A 20,193-nucleotide genomic window follows, 5' to 3' on the forward strand; every position below is an offset into this window, starting at 1 on the left:
CCCATGTCCAAACGTGATTATTACGAGATTCTCGGAGTTGCTGCAGAAAGCTCCGGGGATGAGATCAAGTCGGCCTACCGAAAGCTTGCCTTCAAGTATCATCCGGATCGCAATCCGGACGATCCCGAAGCAGAAGCAATGTTCAAGGAAGCGGCCGAGGCGTATGAGGTCTTGCGAGATCCGGATAAGCGGGAACGGTATGATCGATTCGGTCATGACGGCATAAATGATAATGGTTTTTCCGGTTTTTCCAATGCGGACGACATATTTGGCGCGTTCAGCGACATCTTTTCCGATGTGTTCGGTTTTTCCGGCGGTGGAGGCCGGCGGGCCAGAGCCGGATCGGACCTGCGCTACAATCTGGTCATTTCTTTCCGTGATGCTGCCAAGGGCGCGGAAGTGGATATTCGCATCCCCGTTGAGGAAACGTGCGGTGAATGTGATGGTAGCGGTGCCCGCAAGGGAACCACACCACAAACCTGTCCCCAGTGTGGCGGGACCGGAACCGTTCATCAGACACAGGGCTTTTTCAGGGTTGCCGTCACTTGTCCCCACTGTCGTGGCCGTGGCGTTTTGATCACCGACCCATGCCACGAATGCATGGGCCGCGGATCCGTGGTCGTGGACAAGGACCTCAAGGTCAGGATTCCTGCCGGTGTGGACAATAATTCCCGTCTCAGGCTCCGAGGCGAAGGCGAGGCGGGGCTGTATGGAGGCCCTCCGGGCGATTTGTACGTTGTCATCCAGGTGGAGCCAGACAAGACTTTTGAACGGGAAGGACAGAACCTTATTCTGAGCCGGGAGATTTCCTTTGTTCAGGCGTCTCTTGGCCATCGTATGCAAGTTCCCACCCTTGACGATCCCGTTGATCTGGATATTCCCAAGGGAACCCAGAGCGGTGAGATATTCCGTTTGCGAGGGTTGGGTCTGCCGCATTTGGGCAGCACGCACAAGGGCGACCTTCTCATTGAGATTCGGGTCAAGACACCTACGCATCTGAACAAGCGCCAGGAAGAACTCTTGCTTGAATTCCAAGAGCTTGAGGAAGGAAAACCTTTGAAGAAGGCCAAGGACTTTTTCAAGAAGGCCAAAGACAAGGTCATGGGGGAATAATGTCCGAGCAAAGCGGTTTTTCTCATATGGATTCCGACGGCAACGCCCGTATGGTGGATGTGTCTGACAAGAAGGCCACCAAGCGCACGGCGATCGTCAAGGCCGAGGTTCGTCTGTCTCGGGCCACCTTTGACCTGCTCAAGGCTGACGCGCTTCCCAAGGGGGATGTGCTGACGACCGCCAAGATTGCCGGAATTCAGGCCGCAAAAAGGACGCATGACCTTATTCCCATGTGTCATCCGCTTCCCATCAGTTATGTCGACGTTCGTTTCAACGTCATTGACGCGGACGCTATCGTGGGCATTGAAGTCGAGGTGCGAACCGCGGCTGGAACCGGTGTGGAGATGGAGGCGCTCATTGCTGCACAGGTCGCTGCGGCAACGATCTACGACATGTGCAAGGCCGTGCAAAAGGATATCGTGATCACCGACTGCCGTCTTGTATACAAGTGTGGCGGCAAGAGTGGTGAGTTCAGAAATGAATAGGGCCGCAACAAAGATAAAAAAAAGACCCGCGCCTTTTGGCGCGGGTCTTTTTTTTACCATATGGTTCGCATGGTGACGTTGTTGTCCGCCATGTACTGCTTGATGTCGGGGATCGTCCATTCGCCATAATGCACGATGGAAGCGATGAGTGCGGCTGAGGCCTTTCCCTTTGTCACGGCATCCACCATGTGACTGGGGTGCCCGGCTCCCCCCGAGGCGATCACGGGGATGTGAACCGATTCCGAAACCAGTTTGGTCAGCTCAATGTCGTAGCCGTCCTTGGTGCCGTCCGCGTCAATGGAGTTGAGGCAGATTTCTCCGGCCCCGAGCGCCTCACCGGTTTTGGCCCATTCCAGAGCATCCATGCCCATGTATTTGCGACCCCCATGGATGACGACTTCAAACCCGGAAGGGATGTCTTCGGACTTGTCAACCCGTTTGACATCCATGCCCAGAACGACACATTGGGCACCGAAGCGGGCCGCCCCTTCGCTGATGATGTCCGGATTCTTGACTGCTCCGGAGTTGACCGAAACCTTTTCCGCACCGGCGAGCAGAACGTCGCGCATGTCCTGCACCGTGTTGATGCCGCCGCCCACGGAAAAGGGGATGAATATCTGGGAAGCCACCTTTTCCACGACGTCGAGGAAAATTCCCCGGCCATCCGAGGATGCGGTTATGTCGTAAAACACGATTTCGTCCGCGCCCTGTTCATAGTAGGTGCGTGCTGTTTCCACGGGGTCGCCGATATCCACATTGCCCTTGAACTTGATTCCCTTGGTGAGCCTGCCGTCGCGGACATCCAGGCAGGGGATGACGCGTTTGCTAAGCATGGTTTTCCTCCAGGCAGTAGTTGTGGAAATTTTTCAGCAACTGCAGGCCGGGACGTCCGCTTTTCTCCGGATGGAACTGCACGGCCCACAATCCCTTGCGGCCATGCACGGAACAGAAGTCGCGACCATAGCGTGTGGTAGCGATGACTGATTCCTGGTGCGGTGCCGGAAAGTAGCTGTGAACGAAATAAAAATTGGCGTCCGGGTCAATGCCTGCAAAGAGTTCACATTCCTGATGCAGGTCCAGAGTGTTCCAGCCCATATGGGGAACGCGGATCGGAATGCCTTGGTAGTCTTCCCAGGAAGGGTTGAACAGGCGACACTCTCCGTGAATGATTCCCAGGGCCTTTGTGTCGTTTTCCTCGCTGTAATCGAGGAGAATTTGACAGCCGACACAGATGCCAAGCATGGGCTTTTCCTGCCAGATCAGGCTTTTCAGGATTTCGTCCAGCCCCCCGGAGGTCAATTCGTCCATGGCCTGTCCGGCCGCGCCAACTCCCGGAAAGATGATTCCGTCAGCCTTGTCGAGCTTTTCCGGATCGTTGGTTATTTCATTGGGAATGCCGAGATGATCCAGCGCTCGCTTCACACTGGTCTGATTGCCGGCATTATATTCAAAAATAGCGAGCATGTGTATTCCTCCTTGGACTGCTTTTACTAGCGACTAGTAAAAAACACAGCGGAATACAAGTCGCATGACGGGAAAAAAGGCGATGGGAAATGCCGAGCCTGTTGTTTTATCGGCCCGAAGTTCAGCTTTTGGGCAGGACGCGCAACAGCAGATCGCCCCTGATTGGCCCCAGGCGTCTCCCCAACCCCTTGAGACGGATGGGACGGCCGACAACAAAGTTGTGCGGCAGGGTGACTTCGATTGTTTTGGGGCCGCGGGAGAATTTTTGTTCCACGGTAATTTTTATTTTGCGGCCGGGCATGAGCGTGTGCGCCGGGAAGTATACTGTCTGTTCATAATCGAGTTGCGACCTGAACCATGAACGAACACCGGCCCCCAAGCCTGAGGACAGGTCAAGGTTGATGCGTTTTTTGCCAAGTTTGAGTGACAGGTTTCTTCTGTTGAGTGAAACCGGTCCCTTGAAGTTCGGGTTGTCCTTTTTTACCTGGCTGTAGATGTCTTCAAAAACCTTGCGCGCAAACGGGTCGTTGAGCAGATCCTTGAGAACGTCTTCTTCCTTGAAGTAGAACTTTTGCGATCTGGATCGTGTGGATTCGTATCTGGACTTGTCCGACGGTTTGCCCTGTCGCTGCTGGCGTGCGTATGCTTTGGCACCCTGTTTGGGCTTGGCGCTGGCCTTTTCCCGGTTCTGGCGGGTCTTGTGCGCATGGGGTTGTTCGTAGCCGTTGTCCGCTGCATCCTTGAGGATGACATACGCTTCGTTGACTTCACGAAAACGTGTTGCCGCCCCGGGAGAACTGTTCAGGTCGGGGTGATACTTGAAGGCCAGCCTCCGGTACGCCGACTTGATTTCATCAAGATCGGCTCCGGGAGCGACATTCAGTATGCGGCGGCATTCTTGCGGTTTCATGAGCGCCTACGATGCTTCCTCTTCAGACAAAAGGGCATTGGGATCAATGTCTGGATCGTGGCGCAGGATGTTTTCCCTGCGCAAGTATTCCTTGCCCTGACGAACGAATTCGGCATGACCGGCATCCGGATTGACCCCGGGACAGTATTCCTGAATCATCTCCCAACTCAGAGAGTCCACCAAGTTGCCCCGGAAGAATGGCCATGCACGGCAGATGTCCGGTCGTCCCGGATGCACGCTGCATCCGTTTTCGTAGAAGATGCAGTATCCGTCTTCGCCTGTTTTGAGGTTGTATTTGCCGTTGGTGAGCTGGGCGTATTGCTCCAGCATTTCATCGATTTCGAGGCCAAGGTGCTCGGCAAGGCGTTTGCGGTCCTTGGCGGACATGATGATGCCACCTTCTCCATGGCAGCAATGGCCGCACATGTGGCATTCGAATGCTGGCGCGCTCATTTTTTTACTCCAAGCAGGCTGACTTCCACCATGAGGCAGCGGTCTTCGTATACGGCAATGTCCTTGTCCTGAAGAATCTCACGCGCTTCCGGGCTGGTGATGCCCGATTGCATCCAGAACATTTTGGGCAGGGTGTCGAGTTCCAGCACCTCACGGGCGTGGCCCGGGCACCATTGGGAGGCCCGGAACAGGTCCACGCAGTCAATGGCCACGGGAACGTCTTTCAGTGAAGCGTATGTGGTCAGCCCCCAGACGTCTTGGCGTTTGGGATGCACGGGGATGACCGTGAAGCCGCGTTCGATGAGCGCCCGTCCCACGCCATCCACCGGACGGCCGGGCTTGTCGGACGCCCCCACGATGGCGATGGTCTTGACCTCGTCAAGCAGGGCGGCTAGCTCTTTATCTTTATTCTTCATGTAATCAGCCCTTTGTTTTTTAGGGATGGTGTACAGCAAATGCCTCCGGTTGCCTAGTGCCGGAACACGAGGAGTGTACATGTTTGAAGCGTTGTCCACGATTCCGAAAGAGGAGTTGGTCCGCAGGCATGAGGCCTGCCGTCATCATTTGCAGGCCGTGGCCCCCGGGGCGGGCGGACTGTTAGTTTTTTCACGTCTCAACATCTATTATCTGACCGGAACCATGGGACAGGGCGTACTTTGGCTGCCCCTTGAGGGCGATCCTGTGCTGATGATCCGCAAGGGAGTGGAGCGTGCACGGCTGGAGTCCGGGTTGAAAAACATTGTCCCGTTTCGTTCCTATTCGGACCTGCCCGGGCTGGCCGGGGATGCGGGCAGCCCGTTCACGAAAACCATAGCTGCCATCATGTCCGGGCTTACGTGGCAGCTTGGTCAGCTTTTGGCCGCCAAGCTCAAGGATTATTCCATCGTAGCGGGCGATCATGCGTTGACCCTGACCCGTTCGGTCAAGTCCGAATGGGAGCTTGAGATCATGCGCCGTTGCGGAGAACGCCATCACCGTTGTCTCTACGAACTGATTCCGGCCCGCATTCGTCCGGGCATGACCGAGCGGGAAATTTCCCATATTTGCTGGCAGGTGTTTTTCGAGAACGGGCATCAGGGGTTGCTGCGCATGCAGGCCCATGGCGAAGAGGCGTTTCTCGGCCATGTGGCGGCCGGGGATTCCGGAAATTATCCCAGCAGCTTCAACGGGCCGCTTGGACTGCGTGGCGAGCATCCCGCCGTACCTGTCATGGGGTATGCTGGCAAGATTTGGGAGCGGGGCGAGCCTTTGGGGTTGGACATCGGGTTTGTGGTGGACGGGTATCAGACCGACAAGACGCAGGTCTGCTGGGCCGGTTCATCCTCTGATGTTCCCGCAGACGTGCGCAGGGCGCAGGATACATGTATGGAAATACAGGCACGCACTGCGGCAATGGCTTGCCCCGGGGCAACGCCGGAAGAAATTTGGCTGGAAAGTGTGGTCATGGCGGAAAAGGCCGGTTTTGCCGAAGGATACATGGGGCTGGGCGGCAACAAAGTGCCGTTTCTCGGTCACGGCATCGGCCTGAATATTGACGAATACCCGGCCTTGGCCCGTGGATTCACCGAACCGCTTGAATGCGGCATGGCCTTGGCACTGGAGCCCAAGATCGGTATCGAGGGGATAGGCATGGTCGGCGTGGAAAATACGTTTGAGGTCACGCCAGCGGGGGCCAAAAGCATGACCGGCGACACGTTTGATATGGTTTTTGTATAGCCAAAAAAAGGGGCTCGCAATGAGCCCTTTTTTTTTGAATTGGTTTTTTCCGTTAGCTGTACGCGGCTTCGAAAATCGTAATCACGTCCTCGCGGGTCATTTTTACCGGGGATATCTCGAACAGGCGGCCCATTGTATCCAGCGCGTTGTCGGCAAGGGCCGGAATGTCCTCGGGCTTCATGCCGTAGTCCGAAAGATTCAATTCCGCCAATCCAACGGCACGGATCAATTCTTCCAGCATGGGGATAAATGCATCCATGAGCTGGTCTTCGGGAATGTCCACCTCCAGTGCATCGGCCATGGCCATGGCCAGATCTTCGATCCGTTCCACTCCCTGTTCCGCCAGAAAACTGAAATAGGCGTTGGAGAGCATGGTCAGTCCTGCTCCATGTGGCAGTTCCGGGTAAAATCCGGACAGGGCGTGCTCCATGGAGTGTTGGGATATGGCCACGGCTTGCGAAAGACTTATTCCTGCAGCCGTACTGGCCCAGGCGAGTGCTATGCGGGCTTCCATGTCTTCGCCGTCCGCAACGGCCCGGGGCAGGTAGTGGCAGATGAGGTGAATGGTTTCCAGTGCCAGCAAATCGGCATTGGGGCTTCGGACCGTGGAAAGATACGACTCCACGGCGTGGAAATAAGCGTCCATGCCTGTGCAGGCGGTCAGGAAGGGGGGCATGGAGAGCATGAGGTCCGGGTCCACCACGGCCATGATCGGATACATGGATTCGTGCCGGATGCCGATCTTTTCATTGCCGCCTGACTTGGTGATGACGGCCGAAGGTGTGACCTCCGATCCTGTGCCTGCGGTTGTGGGGATGGCCACCATCGGCAGGGCCGGGTTGTTCGGCTTTTTGTTTTTTCCGGTTCCTGCGGCAACGTAGTCCCAGAGATCACCGTCGTTAGCGGCCATGAGTGCAATGGCCTTGGCCGCGTCCAGAGTGGAGCCGCCGCCGAGTCCCACCACGAGATCGATTTCCTTTTCCTTGCAGATTGTGGCCGCTTCGGCAATGGAATCGGATTCCGGATTGGGTTTGATTCTGTCGAATACGAGCGATTGGATGCCGTGTTCGGACAGGAACCCCTGGGTGCGAGCCAGATAGCCGTTCTGGAGCATGATGCCGGATTCGCCGATGACGATCATGGCTTTTGTCCGGCCAGGCAACGCTTCGTGTGTACCAAGCTGTTTGAGTTCTCCGGGGCCGAAAATGATTCGTGTAGGCATATAGTGATTGAAGTGAAGCATTTCTGATTGTCCTCGTAAAAATGTTGATTGGCTATTTTGTATACGATTGCAGCAAGTTTTCAAGTTGCGTTTTCGTGAAAAGGTCTCGGAGTACGTGTGGCCGTTTCCCTTTGTCCTGCGTTGGGAAGACCGCGGCCGTGGGAATGCTCTTAGCCCCGAGTTCGTGCAGCAGACGCTCACCGTCCTGGTTGGGTTCGGTCAGGTCCACTTTGATGAATTGCACGTCGTAATCCGTTTGCCAACGGGTGATGTTCGATTCCGTCAGCACGGTACGTTCAAGCACCTTGCATGTAGGGCACCAATCAGCCGTGAAATCGACTACCATGACCTTGCGTCCCAGTTGTCGTGAGAATCTATGGGCGTCAAACGTCTGCCAGTGTTCGGTTTCGGAGGCAGGGACAAAGGCCCATGCTAGGGAGGCAGCCAGAATGCCGATGGCCGCTGCTCGAAGGGCAAGACGTTGCAGGCCGGTCTTGGCCGGGTTTGCCAAACCGAGAAGCCATGCTGCCGGCGCTGCAACCCACAGGATGAGCAGCGTTGGCAACACCCTGTCCTGCGGGAGAATGTTGATCAGGTAAATGCAGGTCCCGATCAGGAAAAAGCCCACGCCTTTTTCAACCAATGCGACCCATGGTCCGGGTTTGGGCAGGAAACGAACCAACCCGGGGCGAGCAGCCAACAGGACATACGGAACGGCCATTCCCATGCCTATGCTCAAGAAGACAGCCATAATTACCAATGGCGGCTGTGTGAGCGCCCAACCGAGAACGCCGCCGAGAAATGGCCCGCTGCATGGTGTGGCCAGCAGTGTGGCCAGCACGCCGGTGAAGAACGCTTGTGCACGTGGGTTTTTGCTATGTGTGCCTATTTTGAGATCAATCACCGGAAGGGAAAAAAGGCCGAAAAGGCTCAGGCTGAGCAGAAAAACCATTGCCGTGAGCGCTATGACCACTTCAGGGGTTTGGAAGATGACACCCCATGCCTGTCCTGTCAGGCCGAGCAGCAGGGCCAGGGCCGTAAACCAGGTCAGTATGCCGGCGGAAAAATACAGGTTGTGTTCACGAAACGCTTTGTTTTTGTTCTGTTCGTCATGGTGCGCGCTACTGGCCATCAGGCTACTCAGCTTGATGCTGACTACAGGAAGAACACACGGCATGACATTGAGTATGAGGCCTGCCAAAAGCCCCAGCAATATCGAGGAAAACATGCCGGTCACTTCGAGTCCCGGCTGTTGGTATACAGGCTCAAAACTCCATTGCCCGGTTGTTTTGGCCGCGGCTGGCTGTTGTGCAAGCAGTTGTTGGTATTGTGGCCACCATGGCATGTCATGGGCATCGGGCAGTTCTTCTGTCGCAATGCCCGTGTGCAGCGGGATATCGATTGTGCCGGGCATGCAGCTGGTGTCCGAGCAGAACAGGAGTTTGAGTTGTGCCTTCATTGTCAATGGTGTCGTCGTGCCTTGCGGGAGGGGGATGAACAACGCAAAGGATGTGTCATAGGTGTTGACCGTGAAATTCGGGTTGAGTGCGTCTTTTCCCGTTTTGCCTTCGGGGTAAAGAACCCGCAGTGCTTTCTGTTCTCCGGTGAGCTGTGCTTCAAGGGTGGTGGGAGTCCCAAGGTCGCCTGGAATGTGGGCATAGGTATGCCATCCGTCATGAAGGGTCACGTGCAGTACGGCAAGGAGTTGCGAGGAATCTGTTTTACTGATGGAGGCAACTTCCCAGCGGGTGTCTGCGGGTAATGAGGCCGGCTGGAATTGCGCTTGGGCATCGATGATGAAGATCACCAGCAAACATGTTGAAATAAAAATTGAAAAGCCGAATTTGCGAATCATGAAAAAAACTCCAAAAAAATTATTTTTCCTGTTGACAGGCGCAGGGCAGAAGCGTAGAAACTTTTTCTCGCGACGGGGGCGACTCCATAGCGACTTCGGGTCACTAGCTCAATTGGCAGAGCAGCGGACTCTTAATCCGGAGGTTCAAGGTTCGATTCCTTGGTGACCCACCACGAAGATTGGCCCGGCAACGAAAGTTGCCGGGTTTTTTCGTGTCTGCGAACATGCAGTTTGGGCGCGATGTGTATGAGTGCATTCTTTTTTCCATTCTCATTTGTTATAGCAAACAAAAATAAGTCAGGCATTATCATGCGTCAATGATCTTCATCCCCTTCCTTTTTCGTTCCGCCGCCTTGACTCCCTGAAATTGAAAAAAAATGACTTGCGCGATTCGCGCATCGTCATGTCCTGAAGTGGTTTGGCGCTTCAGTGGGATTTTTTTGCGTGATTGGCTGATTACGTATTTGATGTTTGCACGGATCTCGTAATGTGTCTTTTTATCAATTTATTCAGATGATTATTTAATATTTTTTTGTGGCACGGCCATTGCTTTGTATGGAGCTGTTGCGTGAATTGAATGAAAAACGCAGGAGTGAAGTGATATATGTCCGTCCGAAACAAACTGGTCGCCATTCTATTTGTCTGCATTGGCTGCTTTCTCATGATATTGACTGCATCCCAGATCGGGAAAAACATATCGGATAAATATACCGGCCTCATGGCGAATGCGCGTGATGCTTATGACGAAGTACTGCATGCAAGGTTCGACGAAAAAAGCTTTCAGATATTCAAGCAGCAAACGTACGAGGCAAACGCATATGAGCATGTGGACACGGCCATCGATTTGATGAAGTCCATTGCCATGCGCGACCCCGCAATGCAGTCGCAGTGTGACAACGCATTGCGACTGCTGGCGAAATACAGGGAAAATCTGAAACGCATGGTCGACGCAAACGTGGCAATCGGCCTGACTGAGGATACGGGGTGGCGCAACAGGTTCATCATATCCGCCCGCGAGCTTGAGGCGATATTCAAGGAAGTCGACAGCCGTGAGATCACGATCATTCTTTTGCAGATACGGCGGCAGGAGAAAAATTTCATTTTGCGCCGCACGGAAAAGTATTTGGAACGAATGAATGGCTGGGTCCATGCCATGCGTTCCGCTGTCGATGCCTCCGTCTTGTTTGACGCTACCCAGCGGGCCGCTTTCAACGCGAAACTGACGGAATATGAGCAGGCCTTTGAAGGGTACAGGGAAAGCCTGAATACCGAGGAATTCGCCCAGAGAGGTTTGCAGGCTTCCGCCGAGGCTCTTGAACCTGTGATCGTTTCTGTTCGGGACCACTATAAAACCGAAAGCGCAAGCGTGAGCCGGAATGCAGAGTTGGCTGTCTTCGGCATAGAGGGTGTGGCCTGTATCATTGTTCTTTTGGGTATGTTCTGGGTGCTGTTTTCCATCACACGGCCTCTTGCGGCCCTGCAGGCATATTCCAGAGCGGTTTCACAAGGGGATCTTGAAGCAAGCCCACAAGGTTCTTTCCGCCATGAGTTTAAAAGATTATGCGATGACATCATGGGCATGGTGTCCATGCTGCGTGAGCAACTGGCTGCGGTGCGGCAGAAGGAAAAAGAAGCACTGGAACAGGCCAAGGCAGCAGAGTCGGCCATGGTGGAGGCCCGACAGCAGGAAGAACGGGTTAAGGCCTTGTGGGAACAAATGGCGGAGGCCGGTCATCAGGCTGAAGGCATTGCGGACCGCGTGTCCGTGGCCACCGAGCAGGTTGCTTCCATGCTTGTGCGAATTCGTGAAGGCGCGAGGAGCCAGCATGAGCGGGTTACCGAGACAGCTTCGGCCATGGAACAGATGAGCGTCGTTGTGCTGGAAGTTAGCCATAATGCATCGCAAGCCACGGAGAGGGCCTCTGATGCGCGCGACAAGGCGGTCGAAGGGGCCGGACTGGTACGTGGGGCGGTTTCATCCATTGAGGATGTTCGCGGCTTTACAGACAGGATTAGCCAAGGGCTGGAAAAACTCGGTGTTCAGGTCGAGTCTATCGGTCAGGTCATGGACGTTATCAATGAGATAGCGGATCAGACCAATCTGCTGGCTTTGAATGCAGCCATTGAAGCGGCAAGGGCCGGGGATGCCGGGCGGGGGTTTGCGGTTGTTGCCGACGAGGTTCGTAAGCTCGCGGAAAAAACCATGGCGGCCACACAACAGGTCGAGCAGCACATCGTTTCGATTCAGGATTCGTCAGCACGCAATATCACCAGGTTTCGTGAGGTGGTTAATGTGGTTGAGCAAAGTGCCGTGCAGGCGCGTTCTTCGGGGGATGCTCAGGATAGGATCGTCAGTCTCGTTGAGCAGAATGTGGTCAATGTCGAGAGCATAGCCTCGGCTTCCGAGGAGCAGAGCACCGCTTCCGAACAGATCGCACGATCCACTGATGAGGTTCGCGAAATTGCGCAATCCTTTGTGACAAGCGTGGAGGAGGCCCATGAGGCTGTCGCTGAGTTAGTTGGTCTTTCTGATCAGCTGCGGAGTGGCATGGGCGAAATGCTTGCTGGAGGTGAATCCGCACAGGGAAGAGGTGACGCCGTTTCGGAGAACGTGATTCCTGAAGGCGGTCCTGTTGTTAGTGGTGTTTCGGGTATTACGAATATGCAATGATTCCCGCCTGATTTGGGCAGGAACATATGATAGCCGGTGCAGCCTCCGCCTTGGCTGCACCGGCACTGTCATGGATTTTTTTAGCAACAGGAGGAAAGGAACGAGCCGGGAAGTTGCAGTTCTGAAAAAGAGTAGGCCTGGGCAGCCCGTGCAAAGCGCTGGTTCGGAGCATCGGGGCCGTTCTGTTCCGTTTTTTCTTCCCTGTTTTTGTCTTCGGTTATGTCTTGTCGTGCCTCGGATTCCATTTGTGTGGCCTCGCTGGCCACTTTCTGGTCTTGGGCGGACGGCGTTGCCGGAGCCAGTGCTGCCTTGCGCACGATTTGTGCTTTTTCCAACGTGGCTTCGGGGTTGCCCGGAACAGGGGACGTGTCGATGTTTACTGAGCCACCTGTGGCGTATTGTTTGCCGTCAGGGCCGTCTTCATATGAGTAGCTTGCGCCGCCATGCACATGGGGGCCCCCTGCTGAAATATGGGCCTGTTCATGCGAACGGACTTCCTGATCCCTTTGTTGCAGTTCTCGAACGATCTGTTTTTGTTCAAGAGTGAGTTCCTGTTCCGATTTGGGGACGGACTCGTTCTTGGGTGAGGTCTCGTTGTCCTTTTTGTCCTGGCGGTCTTCCGTTTTACCGCTGGTGGCAACTTTGAGAGAGGGAGTGTCCTTTTGAGCGTCTGTCATTGTTGCGGCCGAACTATATTCCGGGCCTTGTTCATCGGACTTTGGCGATGTTTGACGCGTGGCGGCTTCTTGAGAAGCCGTCTGGATGGGGCGAGGGGAGCTATGCAATGTTTCCAGGCTGTTGAACAACGTGCCGGCCAGGGATGCGGTAAAGTTGTTTATTGAAGTGAACATGCGCATTTTCTCCGTTAAAATACTCCTTTTACGTCCTTCTTATCGGCAGGCTTCAGGAAATCTTTAGGGTTAATGCAAAAAAAAAGGCGCCTTTTTGCAAAGACGCCTTTGATGTGTGTGAATGTGGCGGAATCAGGCAAAGGGAAATCCAGCCTGGAGCCAGGCCATGGTGCCGCCCGCCGTGCCCCTGACGTCGGTGTAGCCGAGGTTCTGGAGGTGCGATGCGGCAATGTTGGAGCGGTATCCTGAACCGCAGTACACCACGTATGATTGGTTTTTGGGGCCATCAAACTTGTTGTCCATGATTTGCGGGAGCGGGACATGAGTAGCCCCTGCAACCATGCCGCCCTCGATTTCCGCAGGGGTACGTACGTCCAGAATTTGTACCTCCGGGGAGCCGATCAGGTCATGGAGTTCCTGCACAGAGACTTGGCCGAGCTTCTGGACAGGGCGGCCGCTGTATACCCACCCGGCAATGCCGCCGTTCAGGTAGCCGTGGATACGGTCATATCCGATGCGATGCAGCTCCGTGCACATGGCGTCGTAGTCCTGGCGGCTGTTGACCACCAGCAGGATGTCCTTGTCCGGTGCGACCACCATGCCCACCCAGTTGGCCAACTGTTTTTCAAAACCGATATTTACGGAGCCGGGAATGTGGAAGCCGCTGAAGGCCGCCGAGTCGCGAGCATCGATGATCACGGTATTGTCGTCAATGCTCTGCTCGAACAGGGGCGGATCCATGGCCTTGTCCATGGGACAGCTTTCCAGCAGCGGCGCGCCGTCCATGTTGGTGGTGATGATGTGCGTGAAGCTTTTGGGGCGTGTCGGGAAATTCTGGCTCATTTCCAAGGCAAAGGATTCGTAGCTGTCGAATCCGAGCATGGGGTTGTGGCGGCGTTCGAATCCAAGGGTCGAGCTTGGCTTCGAGCTCATGCCTCTTCCGCAAAGGGAACCTGCTCCGTGAGCCGGAAAGACTTCAAGGTGGTCAGGGTATTTTGCCAATTTAACGTACAGGCTGTTGTAGAGGTTATGCACTTGCTCGTCGAGTTTGGCTTCTCCCACAAGGTCGGGCCTGCCGATGTCGTTGACGAAGAGCACATCTCCCGTGAGGACCATCCACGGTTCGTCGCCGCGGGTTGAATCGGTAACCAGCAGGGAGAGAGCGTCCGGAGTGTGTCCCGGGGTGTGCAACACCTCAAGTTTGGCGTTGCCTACTTCAAAAGTGTCTCCCTCGGAAAGGGGAGTGAACGGATAATTGACCGGAGAGGACTCGTACATGCAGAGTTCACATCCGGTCAGGGCACGCAGTTCCTGATTGCCGCTGACGTGGTCGGCGTGTACGTGCGTGTCAACCACCCGCACTATCTTCATGCCTTCCTCGCGAGAGATGTCCAGATAGTCCTGCACGTCGCGTTTCGGATCAACGACGATCATTTCCTTGGCTCCGGGGCAGCCGATCACATAGGAAAAACACCCGAGTCCCGGGGTGAGGATTTGTTTGAAATACATATTGCCTCCGAAGAATATTAATTAGGATTCATTCCTATTAATAAGCCATTCTCCGGAAAGAAGCAATAGGGTTACGAAAAAAACACTATTGTTCGATCTGAATCAATTGCACGGCTTTTTTCTTGAAGCGGGACGCCAGATCCAGCAGACAATCCCCGGCAACGTCAAACGACGTCAGCTTGTCGGTGTTCCCGAGTGTTCTTCGGTATGACCACAATGATATGTAAAACATATCTTCGTCCGAGCAGTTCGTGCAGTTGGCGTGAACCAGATCGATGATGTTTTTTCTGATGCGTTCCCGTTCTCGTATGGCGTTTTTGAGCCTGTCGCTCGCTGCAGTTTGTATGGATTTGGGAGAGCGTTCAGCCAGAGATTCTTGAAAAAGTACGTTTGAGCGCTCAACAGCCCGGAGCGACTGTATATATTTAGCTGTCTGTTTGGTGATCTCGGGGTCGGCCGCAATGGCCTTGAAGATTTTACCCACATGCGAAAGCTCGGCAGCATTGACCCGATACATGTCCGAAAGATCGGCCTGATCCAAAGGGTGGGGCAATTTGTCGGCTGCATCGTTCACAGCGTCACCGAGTTGTTCGACGAAAAGGTCGGCATAGAGCGTGTAGAGGGCTTTGAGCGAAGCCGGGGTGAATACGTAGTCCAGAACTTGTGCGCGGGCTTCTCGCGGTTCCGTTGCAGAAACATCGATGCCGTCGAGGTTGCGCCCGAAGTGCATGTTCAGGTCGCGGAACGAGGTGCGCGTAAATGGAGCGTTTTCATCCTGTGCTGGCTGAAAGCGTTTGACAACATATTTGGCGAGGTTATCGATGAACGCAAACGTTATGGTGCCGTCTTCTTGTATGATTACAGGGCCTTCGTCCACAGTTGTGGTCGTGCCGTTGCCCTGGCCGGATTTTTCTGCGGCGGTGTTGTCTTCGTTGACAGCGCGGGTTGCATTGTGCGGGACGGAATCGCGAGCCGAATAGTCGGCCTCGGCTTTTTGTCCGTCCATGGTCCATTGGGGAGCGGCGTTGGAGGGGTGTTGTACCTGTGACCTGAATTCGGTGCTTTTCGTTTTTTCACGGTCCTTCGTGAACAGGTGCACGGCAAAGGCAATTGCACCAAGTGCTACAACAGCAAGAATTGCGGCCAGAATGCGTTTGGTGGCGTTCATGACTTCTCCGTCGCTTCAAGCGGTTTCCAGGTAAAGTTGTCTTGTTCAGCCTCATGGCGGCATGTTTCTGATATGTCACGTGTCTCAGCCCAATAGATGGAGCCCTTGATGGCCTGTTCGACCATGCGGCGTATGCTTGAATAATATTCAAGCAACTCTGCCATGTGGTCTATTTCCAGGGTCCCATTGGCGCCAGCCTCGAGCAGGGCGGATTTGAGTTCCTGGTATTTGTCCTGAAGTTTGCCCAGCAGATGCTCCAGGGATTCGAATTCTTCGGAGCAGGGAGTATGCGCCACATTGAGCATATCCTTGGCCTGTGTCTTGAATTCATAGACGAAGTCGTCGACTTGCCCCGGTATGATGTGATTGAGGGTCGGATGTTCACGCGATGTCCTGTGAATGATTTCCAGCACCGTGGAATAATATTGAATGACGCGAAGCATGCGCGGCAGGCCTTCTGCCGTCGGCAGCTGGAGATCCATTTTCTGAACATTTATGGCATAGGCTCGAATGGCTGCAATAAGCCCTTCCACGGCGGTGAGTTCCTTGAGAAGCGAGGAATAGCGGCAGCTGCTTGCAAGCACATGCTGGGCCATGGCCCGTGTTTGTTCACCGAGTCTGCCGAGTTCCAGATACAGGGCTTCCACAGCCAGAACCGGGGTGCTGGCAATATTCATGTCCAGATATTTGGGGACGGACGTTTCCGGAGCGTGGGTTCCGACCTTGCGGTTCAGCAGGTTGGTGAGTTGTTGTATGAACGGCGTGAACAGGCAGACACCCAATATATTGAATATGGTGTGAAAAAGGGCCAGCGTCATGGTGATGGACGGCTGATCCGACACGGCGTGCTGTACTGTTTGTATGATCCAGAGCAGAACCGGTAACAGCACAAGAGCCATGATTCCGGTGCCGAGGTTGAAAATTATATGTGCGGCCGCGACCTTCTTGGCATTGTTCGTCGCGCCGATGACGGATATTGCGGCTGTTGACGTTGTGCCGACATTGGTGCCTATGACGGCTGCGGCAGCGCATAACGGTGTGGTTATTCCCGAGGCCGCGGCCGTGAGCACCAGAGCCATGGCCGCGCTGGAACTTTGCATGATCAGGGTGAGCATGAAGCCGATTACGAGGAACAACAGGACGCTCAGAATTCCTTCGTTGCTTATTGTTCCGAGATCTATCATCGGCTGTACGGCATTGAAGGAGTCCTTGAGTACCTCGATACCGAGGAAAAACAAGCCAAAACCGGTAAGAGCGTCGCCAAAAGATGCCCGCCTCGTCTGATTTCCGCTGAGACGAAGAATGGCACCAATTCCTATTAACGGCAATGCAAGGGCTTTGATTTTGATGTCAAAACCCACAAGGGTTACGAGCCAGCCCGTTACCGTTGTGCCTATGTTGCTTCCGAAAATAACGCCAATGGATTGGTTCAATGTCATGAGGCCGGCGTTGACGAAACCGATGGCAGCAATCGTGACTGCGCTGGAAGATTGAACAAGGGCCGTGAAACAAAACCCCGAGGCAATTCCTTTTGCCGGAGTATTGGTCCATTGGCTGAGTATCGTTTTGAGTGCGGTTCCGGCAGCTTTGCGCAATCCGTTGGTCATGAGCCGCATGCCGAGTAAAAAAAGTCCCAGCCCGCCCACGAGCCCCGCGATGGTGGAAATGGTCATTATCGTGCAGTCCCCTGATGGCTTGATTCAATGCACGATTACCTTATTCGATTGTAAAAGCAAAGCAAATCGGAACCAGGAAGTCCGATTCTTGGCGAGACTGGAGGGGCTTGCCTTTTTGCGCAATAAAACCGGGAAAGAACGGAAGGAGGCTCTTTTCCCGAACGCTCCTTCCGCTATTGAGGGTCAATCTTCGGCACCTGCCCCCATTTCCAGTTCCCGGCAGTCCGGGTCGCTGCAGCAGTCTGCCTCTTCGGGCTTCAGGCAATTGACCCCGTTGGCCGCAGGTTCAGCAATGTACTTCTTGCCGCAATAACCGCAATGTACGTAAACGGGCTTGTACAGGCCGTCCCATTCCATGGTTTCCGCGTTGGAACAGTACGGGCAGGTAATGTTCAGACTCTTCATGCGTGCCTCCCTTGTTTCATGACTTGCACATTGAGTCTATGTCCTAAAAAAGTTTGGAGCATTGACTTGTGGTAAGCTCATTGTCATGAGTTTATCATGAATAAAAAAAATATGCTTTTGTCCGTGGATTTTTTTCGTGATCTTTCCGAGCCTGATATTCAGGTTCTTGCCGACAGGGCAGCTGTCCGTCGATACGGGGCCGGTGAACTGATCGTGGCCCACGCCGAAAAAGTGCGATCTTTTTATATGGTTCTGGAAGGACGCGTTAAGATTTATCGCAGTTCGCCCGAGGGCAAGGAGCAGACCTTGTACATATTCGGTCCGGGCGAACCCTTTTGCCTGTGCGCGGCTTTTTCCGATGAAGGGTACCCGGCCAGCGCCGCGTCTTTGACCCCGGCAACCGTGTTCAGTCTGCCTGGAGCCGAGTTCGAACGCATTGCCTCGGGACACCCCGCCATACTTTTCAATATGATGCAGGTCATGTCACGCCGCCTTAAAGGAGCCATGGATCTCGTGGATTCCCTTTCGCTCAAGGAAATTCCTCAACGCGTCGCACTTTTTTTGCAGCACATGCCCAGAGACGAGCAGGAGGCCGTCCAACTGGGCATGACACATCGGGAGCTGGCCAAGGTGGTCGGCGCTACTCCCGAGAGCCTTTCGCGGGCGCTGAAAAAGATGAACGGAGCAGGTTTGCTCAAGGTGCTGTCCGGAACAATCCACATTCAGGATGAACCGGGACTGAAGCTATTGGCGGAAGGAGAGTCGCTTTAGAGCGTGGCAAACGAAAAAAGGCTTTCAGGATAAACCTGAAAGCCTTTGATTTCTTTGGCTCCCCAGCACGGACTTGAACCGCGAACCTAGTGATTAACAGTCACCCGCTCTGCCGATTGAGCTACTGGGGAACAAGGTTGCGCTTGCGGCGCGAGAGGAGTATTTAGGCAAATCCAATTTGCCCGTCAAGCAAAAAAATGAATTTTCCTCAAAAAAAGTTCTGGTAGCCTGATGAGGTAATCTTTTGTATTTCTTGACTGCGTTACGGATTTGGCTTAGGGATTCAACGTCTCTTGTATTTTTCTAGACTTTTCGTTCTTCAAGGATCAATCAATTGTCAAACAACGGTAATAAAAAGCAAAAGAAGATCAAGCTGGCTACCAAGTCGAGCCATGCCCAGAAGTTCATGCCCATGCTGGAGGCCCTGCAGGCCAAGGATGAGCTGAACCCTGTCATCAAAACACGGGTGGAAAAGGCATGCACGCTGCTTGATGAAAACGTTCCCCTGTATCCCAATGGTTTCCAGCGGGACACGGCTATCTCTGATATAATCGAAGAGTTCAAGGACGTTGCAGGCGAAGCCCTTGAAGGAACCGAAAAACAGTTTTCCATTGCCGGGCGCGTTGTGGCTTTTCGCTCGTTCGGCAAGGCCACCTTTTTCCAGATTCAGGACCGTAGCGGCAGGATCCAGGTTTTCTGTTCCCGCGATGATCTCGGTGTTGAAGACTACAAGCTCTTCAAGAAGACCGACATCGGCGATATCGTCGGTGTTGTCGGTTCGTTGTTTCGCACCAAGACCGACGAGTTGACCGTCAAAACCGAGTCCTTTCAGCTTATCACCAAGTCCCTGCGTCCTTTGCCGGAAAAATATCACGGCCTCAAGGACGTGGAGATTCGCTACCGCCAACGCTATGTGGATTTGATCGTCACCCCGCGCACCAAGGAAATATTCATGGCCCGTACGGCCATTGTGCGCGAATTGCGGCATTTCCTGGACGAGAAGGGGTTCATGGAGGTGGAAACACCCATGATGCAGCCCATTCCCGGCGGCGCTACCGCGAAACCGTTTGAGACACATCACAATGCGCTGGACATGAAGCTGTACATGCGCATCGCCCCGGAACTGTATCTCAAGCGTCTGCTGGTTGGCGGTTTCGAGCGGGTTTATGAAATCAACAGGAATTTCCGGAACGAGGGAACATCCACCCAGCACAATCCGGAATTCACCATGCTTGAATTCTACTGGGCCTATGCCAACTTTGAGAACCTCATGGATTTGACTGAGGAAATGTTCTCGCGTGTGGCCAAGGTCGTAACCGGTGACACCAAGGTTACTTATCAAGGCGAGACCATTGATCTTTCCATCGGGGCTTGGACCCGCATGACTTTCCATGACTCTTTGGAGAAGATCGGCGGGGTTTCTCCTGATGTATATTCCGACTACGAGAAATGTAAGGAATGTGTGAAAGCGGCGGGCGAAAAGGTTGTCGAGGGCGAAAAGCTTGGCAAACTCCAGGCCAAGCTTTTTGACATTCGAGTTGAACCCAAGTTGATTCAGCCGCATTTCATTTATCATTACCCGACGGATATTTCCCCGCTTTCCAGAAGGAACGAGGACAATCCGGATATCACCGATCGGTTTGAGCTGTTCATGACCGGCCGGGAAATGGCCAATGCTTTTTCCGAACTGAACGATCCGGTCGATCAGCGCGGGCGTTTTGAAGATCAGGTCAAGGAAAAGGAAGCCGGGGACGAGGAAGCCCACTTCATGGATGAGGACTATGTCCGCGCCCTTGAATACGGCATGCCGCCTGCCGCCGGACAGGGTGTCGGCATCGACCGTTTGGTCATGTTGATGACTGACAGCGCGTCCATACGCGAAGTCATCCTGTTCCCGCTGTTGCGGCCTGAGGCAACCTAGGTT

Annotated in this window: 18 protein-coding genes and 2 tRNA genes; 7 read left to right on the plus strand and 13 right to left on the minus strand. The window is 54.1% G+C overall.

What is annotated here, in order from left to right:
* Positions 1-3: 3 nt before the first annotated feature.
* Positions 4-1,113 (plus strand): molecular chaperone DnaJ, encoded by a 1,110-nt coding sequence (dnaJ, locus tag F8A88_RS05335; protein WP_151150035.1) that lies wholly within the window; start codon positions 4-6, stop codon positions 1,111-1,113.
* Entirely contained in the window at positions 1,113-1,598 is a 486-nt protein-coding gene (gene moaC, locus F8A88_RS05340) for a cyclic pyranopterin monophosphate synthase MoaC (RefSeq protein ID WP_151150036.1), read from the plus strand. The genes dnaJ and moaC overlap by 1 nt, the downstream gene beginning before the upstream one ends.
* Before the next feature lie 53 nt (positions 1,599-1,651).
* On the opposite strand, the gene hisF is transcribed toward moaC, so the two are convergent.
* From hisF to F8A88_RS05365, 5 genes are all read right to left on the minus strand, one after another.
* Complete coding sequence (hisF, locus tag F8A88_RS05345) at positions 1,652-2,431, minus strand: imidazole glycerol phosphate synthase subunit HisF (RefSeq protein ID WP_151150037.1); 780 nt, start codon at positions 2,429-2,431, stop codon at positions 1,652-1,654.
* Entirely contained in the window at positions 2,424-3,062 is a 639-nt protein-coding gene (gene hisH / locus F8A88_RS05350; RefSeq protein WP_151150038.1) for an imidazole glycerol phosphate synthase subunit HisH, read from the minus strand. The genes hisF and hisH overlap by 8 nt, the downstream gene beginning before the upstream one ends.
* Positions 3,063-3,183: 121 nt before the next feature.
* Positions 3,184-3,972 (minus strand): J domain-containing protein, encoded by a 789-nt coding sequence (locus tag F8A88_RS16035; protein WP_151150039.1) that lies wholly within the window; start codon positions 3,970-3,972, stop codon positions 3,184-3,186.
* Between the two features lie 6 nt (positions 3,973-3,978).
* A complete protein-coding gene (locus F8A88_RS05360) occupies positions 3,979-4,425 on the minus strand; it encodes a YkgJ family cysteine cluster protein (RefSeq protein WP_151150040.1) in 447 nt (148 codons plus the stop codon).
* Positions 4,422-4,841, minus strand: a complete 420-nt coding sequence (locus F8A88_RS05365) for a CoA-binding protein (RefSeq protein WP_151150041.1) — start codon at positions 4,839-4,841, stop codon at positions 4,422-4,424. The genes F8A88_RS05360 and F8A88_RS05365 overlap by 4 nt, the downstream gene beginning before the upstream one ends.
* 79 nt (positions 4,842-4,920) lie before the next feature.
* On the opposite strand from F8A88_RS05365, the gene F8A88_RS05370 reads away from it, so the two are divergent.
* Entirely contained in the window at positions 4,921-6,141 is a 1,221-nt protein-coding gene (locus F8A88_RS05370; protein WP_151150042.1) for a M24 family metallopeptidase, read from the plus strand.
* Positions 6,142-6,193: 52 nt separating this feature from the next.
* Here the strand turns inward: F8A88_RS05370 and F8A88_RS05375 are convergent, their stop codons facing one another.
* Complete coding sequence (locus F8A88_RS05375; protein ID WP_151150043.1) at positions 6,194-7,384, minus strand: iron-containing alcohol dehydrogenase; 1,191 nt, start codon at positions 7,382-7,384, stop codon at positions 6,194-6,196.
* A 31-nt stretch (positions 7,385-7,415) separates the two neighbouring features.
* Entirely contained in the window at positions 7,416-9,218 is a 1,803-nt protein-coding gene (locus tag F8A88_RS05380; protein ID WP_151150044.1) for a protein-disulfide reductase DsbD family protein, read from the minus strand.
* A 97-nt stretch (positions 9,219-9,315) separates the two neighbouring features.
* Between F8A88_RS05380 and F8A88_RS05385 the strand changes: the two genes are divergently transcribed.
* Both F8A88_RS05385 and F8A88_RS05390 read left to right on the plus strand, forming a co-directional pair.
* A tRNA-Lys gene (locus F8A88_RS05385) sits at positions 9,316-9,391 on the plus strand.
* A 431-nt stretch (positions 9,392-9,822) separates the two neighbouring features.
* Complete coding sequence (locus F8A88_RS05390; protein WP_151150045.1) at positions 9,823-11,889, plus strand: methyl-accepting chemotaxis protein; 2,067 nt, start codon at positions 9,823-9,825, stop codon at positions 11,887-11,889.
* 80 nt (positions 11,890-11,969) lie between these two features.
* On the opposite strand, the gene F8A88_RS05395 is transcribed toward F8A88_RS05390, so the two are convergent.
* The 5 genes from F8A88_RS05395 to F8A88_RS05415 form a co-directional block, all read right to left on the minus strand.
* Positions 11,970-12,746 (minus strand): putative metalloprotease CJM1_0395 family protein, encoded by a 777-nt coding sequence (locus F8A88_RS05395; RefSeq protein WP_151150046.1) that lies wholly within the window; start codon positions 12,744-12,746, stop codon positions 11,970-11,972.
* 126 nt (positions 12,747-12,872) lie between these two features.
* A complete protein-coding gene (locus F8A88_RS05400) occupies positions 12,873-14,249 on the minus strand; it encodes a rhodanese-like domain-containing protein (protein ID WP_151150047.1) in 1,377 nt (458 codons plus the stop codon).
* Positions 14,250-14,334: 85 nt separating this feature from the next.
* Entirely contained in the window at positions 14,335-15,417 is a 1,083-nt protein-coding gene (locus F8A88_RS05405; protein ID WP_151150048.1) for a hypothetical protein, read from the minus strand.
* Positions 15,414-17,090, minus strand: coding sequence for a Na/Pi cotransporter family protein (locus tag F8A88_RS05410; RefSeq protein WP_151150049.1), 1,677 nt, complete (start codon positions 17,088-17,090; stop codon positions 15,414-15,416). Before F8A88_RS05410 ends, F8A88_RS05405 begins: the two co-directional genes overlap by 4 nt.
* Positions 17,091-17,276: 186 nt before the next feature.
* The gene (locus F8A88_RS05415) at positions 17,277-17,498 is read right to left on the minus strand and encodes a hypothetical protein (RefSeq protein WP_151150050.1); all 222 of its coding nucleotides are present in this window, start codon (positions 17,496-17,498) and stop codon (positions 17,277-17,279) included.
* A 96-nt stretch (positions 17,499-17,594) separates the two neighbouring features.
* Between F8A88_RS05415 and F8A88_RS05420 the strand changes: the two genes are divergently transcribed.
* On the plus strand, positions 17,595-18,269 hold the full coding sequence (locus F8A88_RS05420; protein WP_151150051.1) for a Crp/Fnr family transcriptional regulator: 675 nt from the start codon (positions 17,595-17,597) through the stop codon (positions 18,267-18,269).
* Positions 18,270-18,324: 55 nt separating this feature from the next.
* Here F8A88_RS05420 and F8A88_RS05425 read toward each other — a convergent pair.
* Positions 18,325-18,400, minus strand: a tRNA-Asn gene (locus F8A88_RS05425).
* Positions 18,401-18,675: 275 nt separating this feature from the next.
* Between F8A88_RS05425 and lysS the strand changes: the two genes are divergently transcribed.
* Positions 18,676-20,190, plus strand: a complete 1,515-nt coding sequence (gene lysS / locus F8A88_RS05430) for a lysine--tRNA ligase (protein WP_170283774.1) — start codon at positions 18,676-18,678, stop codon at positions 20,188-20,190.
* Positions 20,191-20,193 lie beyond the last annotated feature (3 nt).

The sequence above is a fragment of the Pseudodesulfovibrio senegalensis genome (assembly GCF_008830225.1).
Classification (GTDB): domain Bacteria; phylum Desulfobacterota; class Desulfovibrionia; order Desulfovibrionales; family Desulfovibrionaceae; genus Pseudodesulfovibrio; species Pseudodesulfovibrio senegalensis.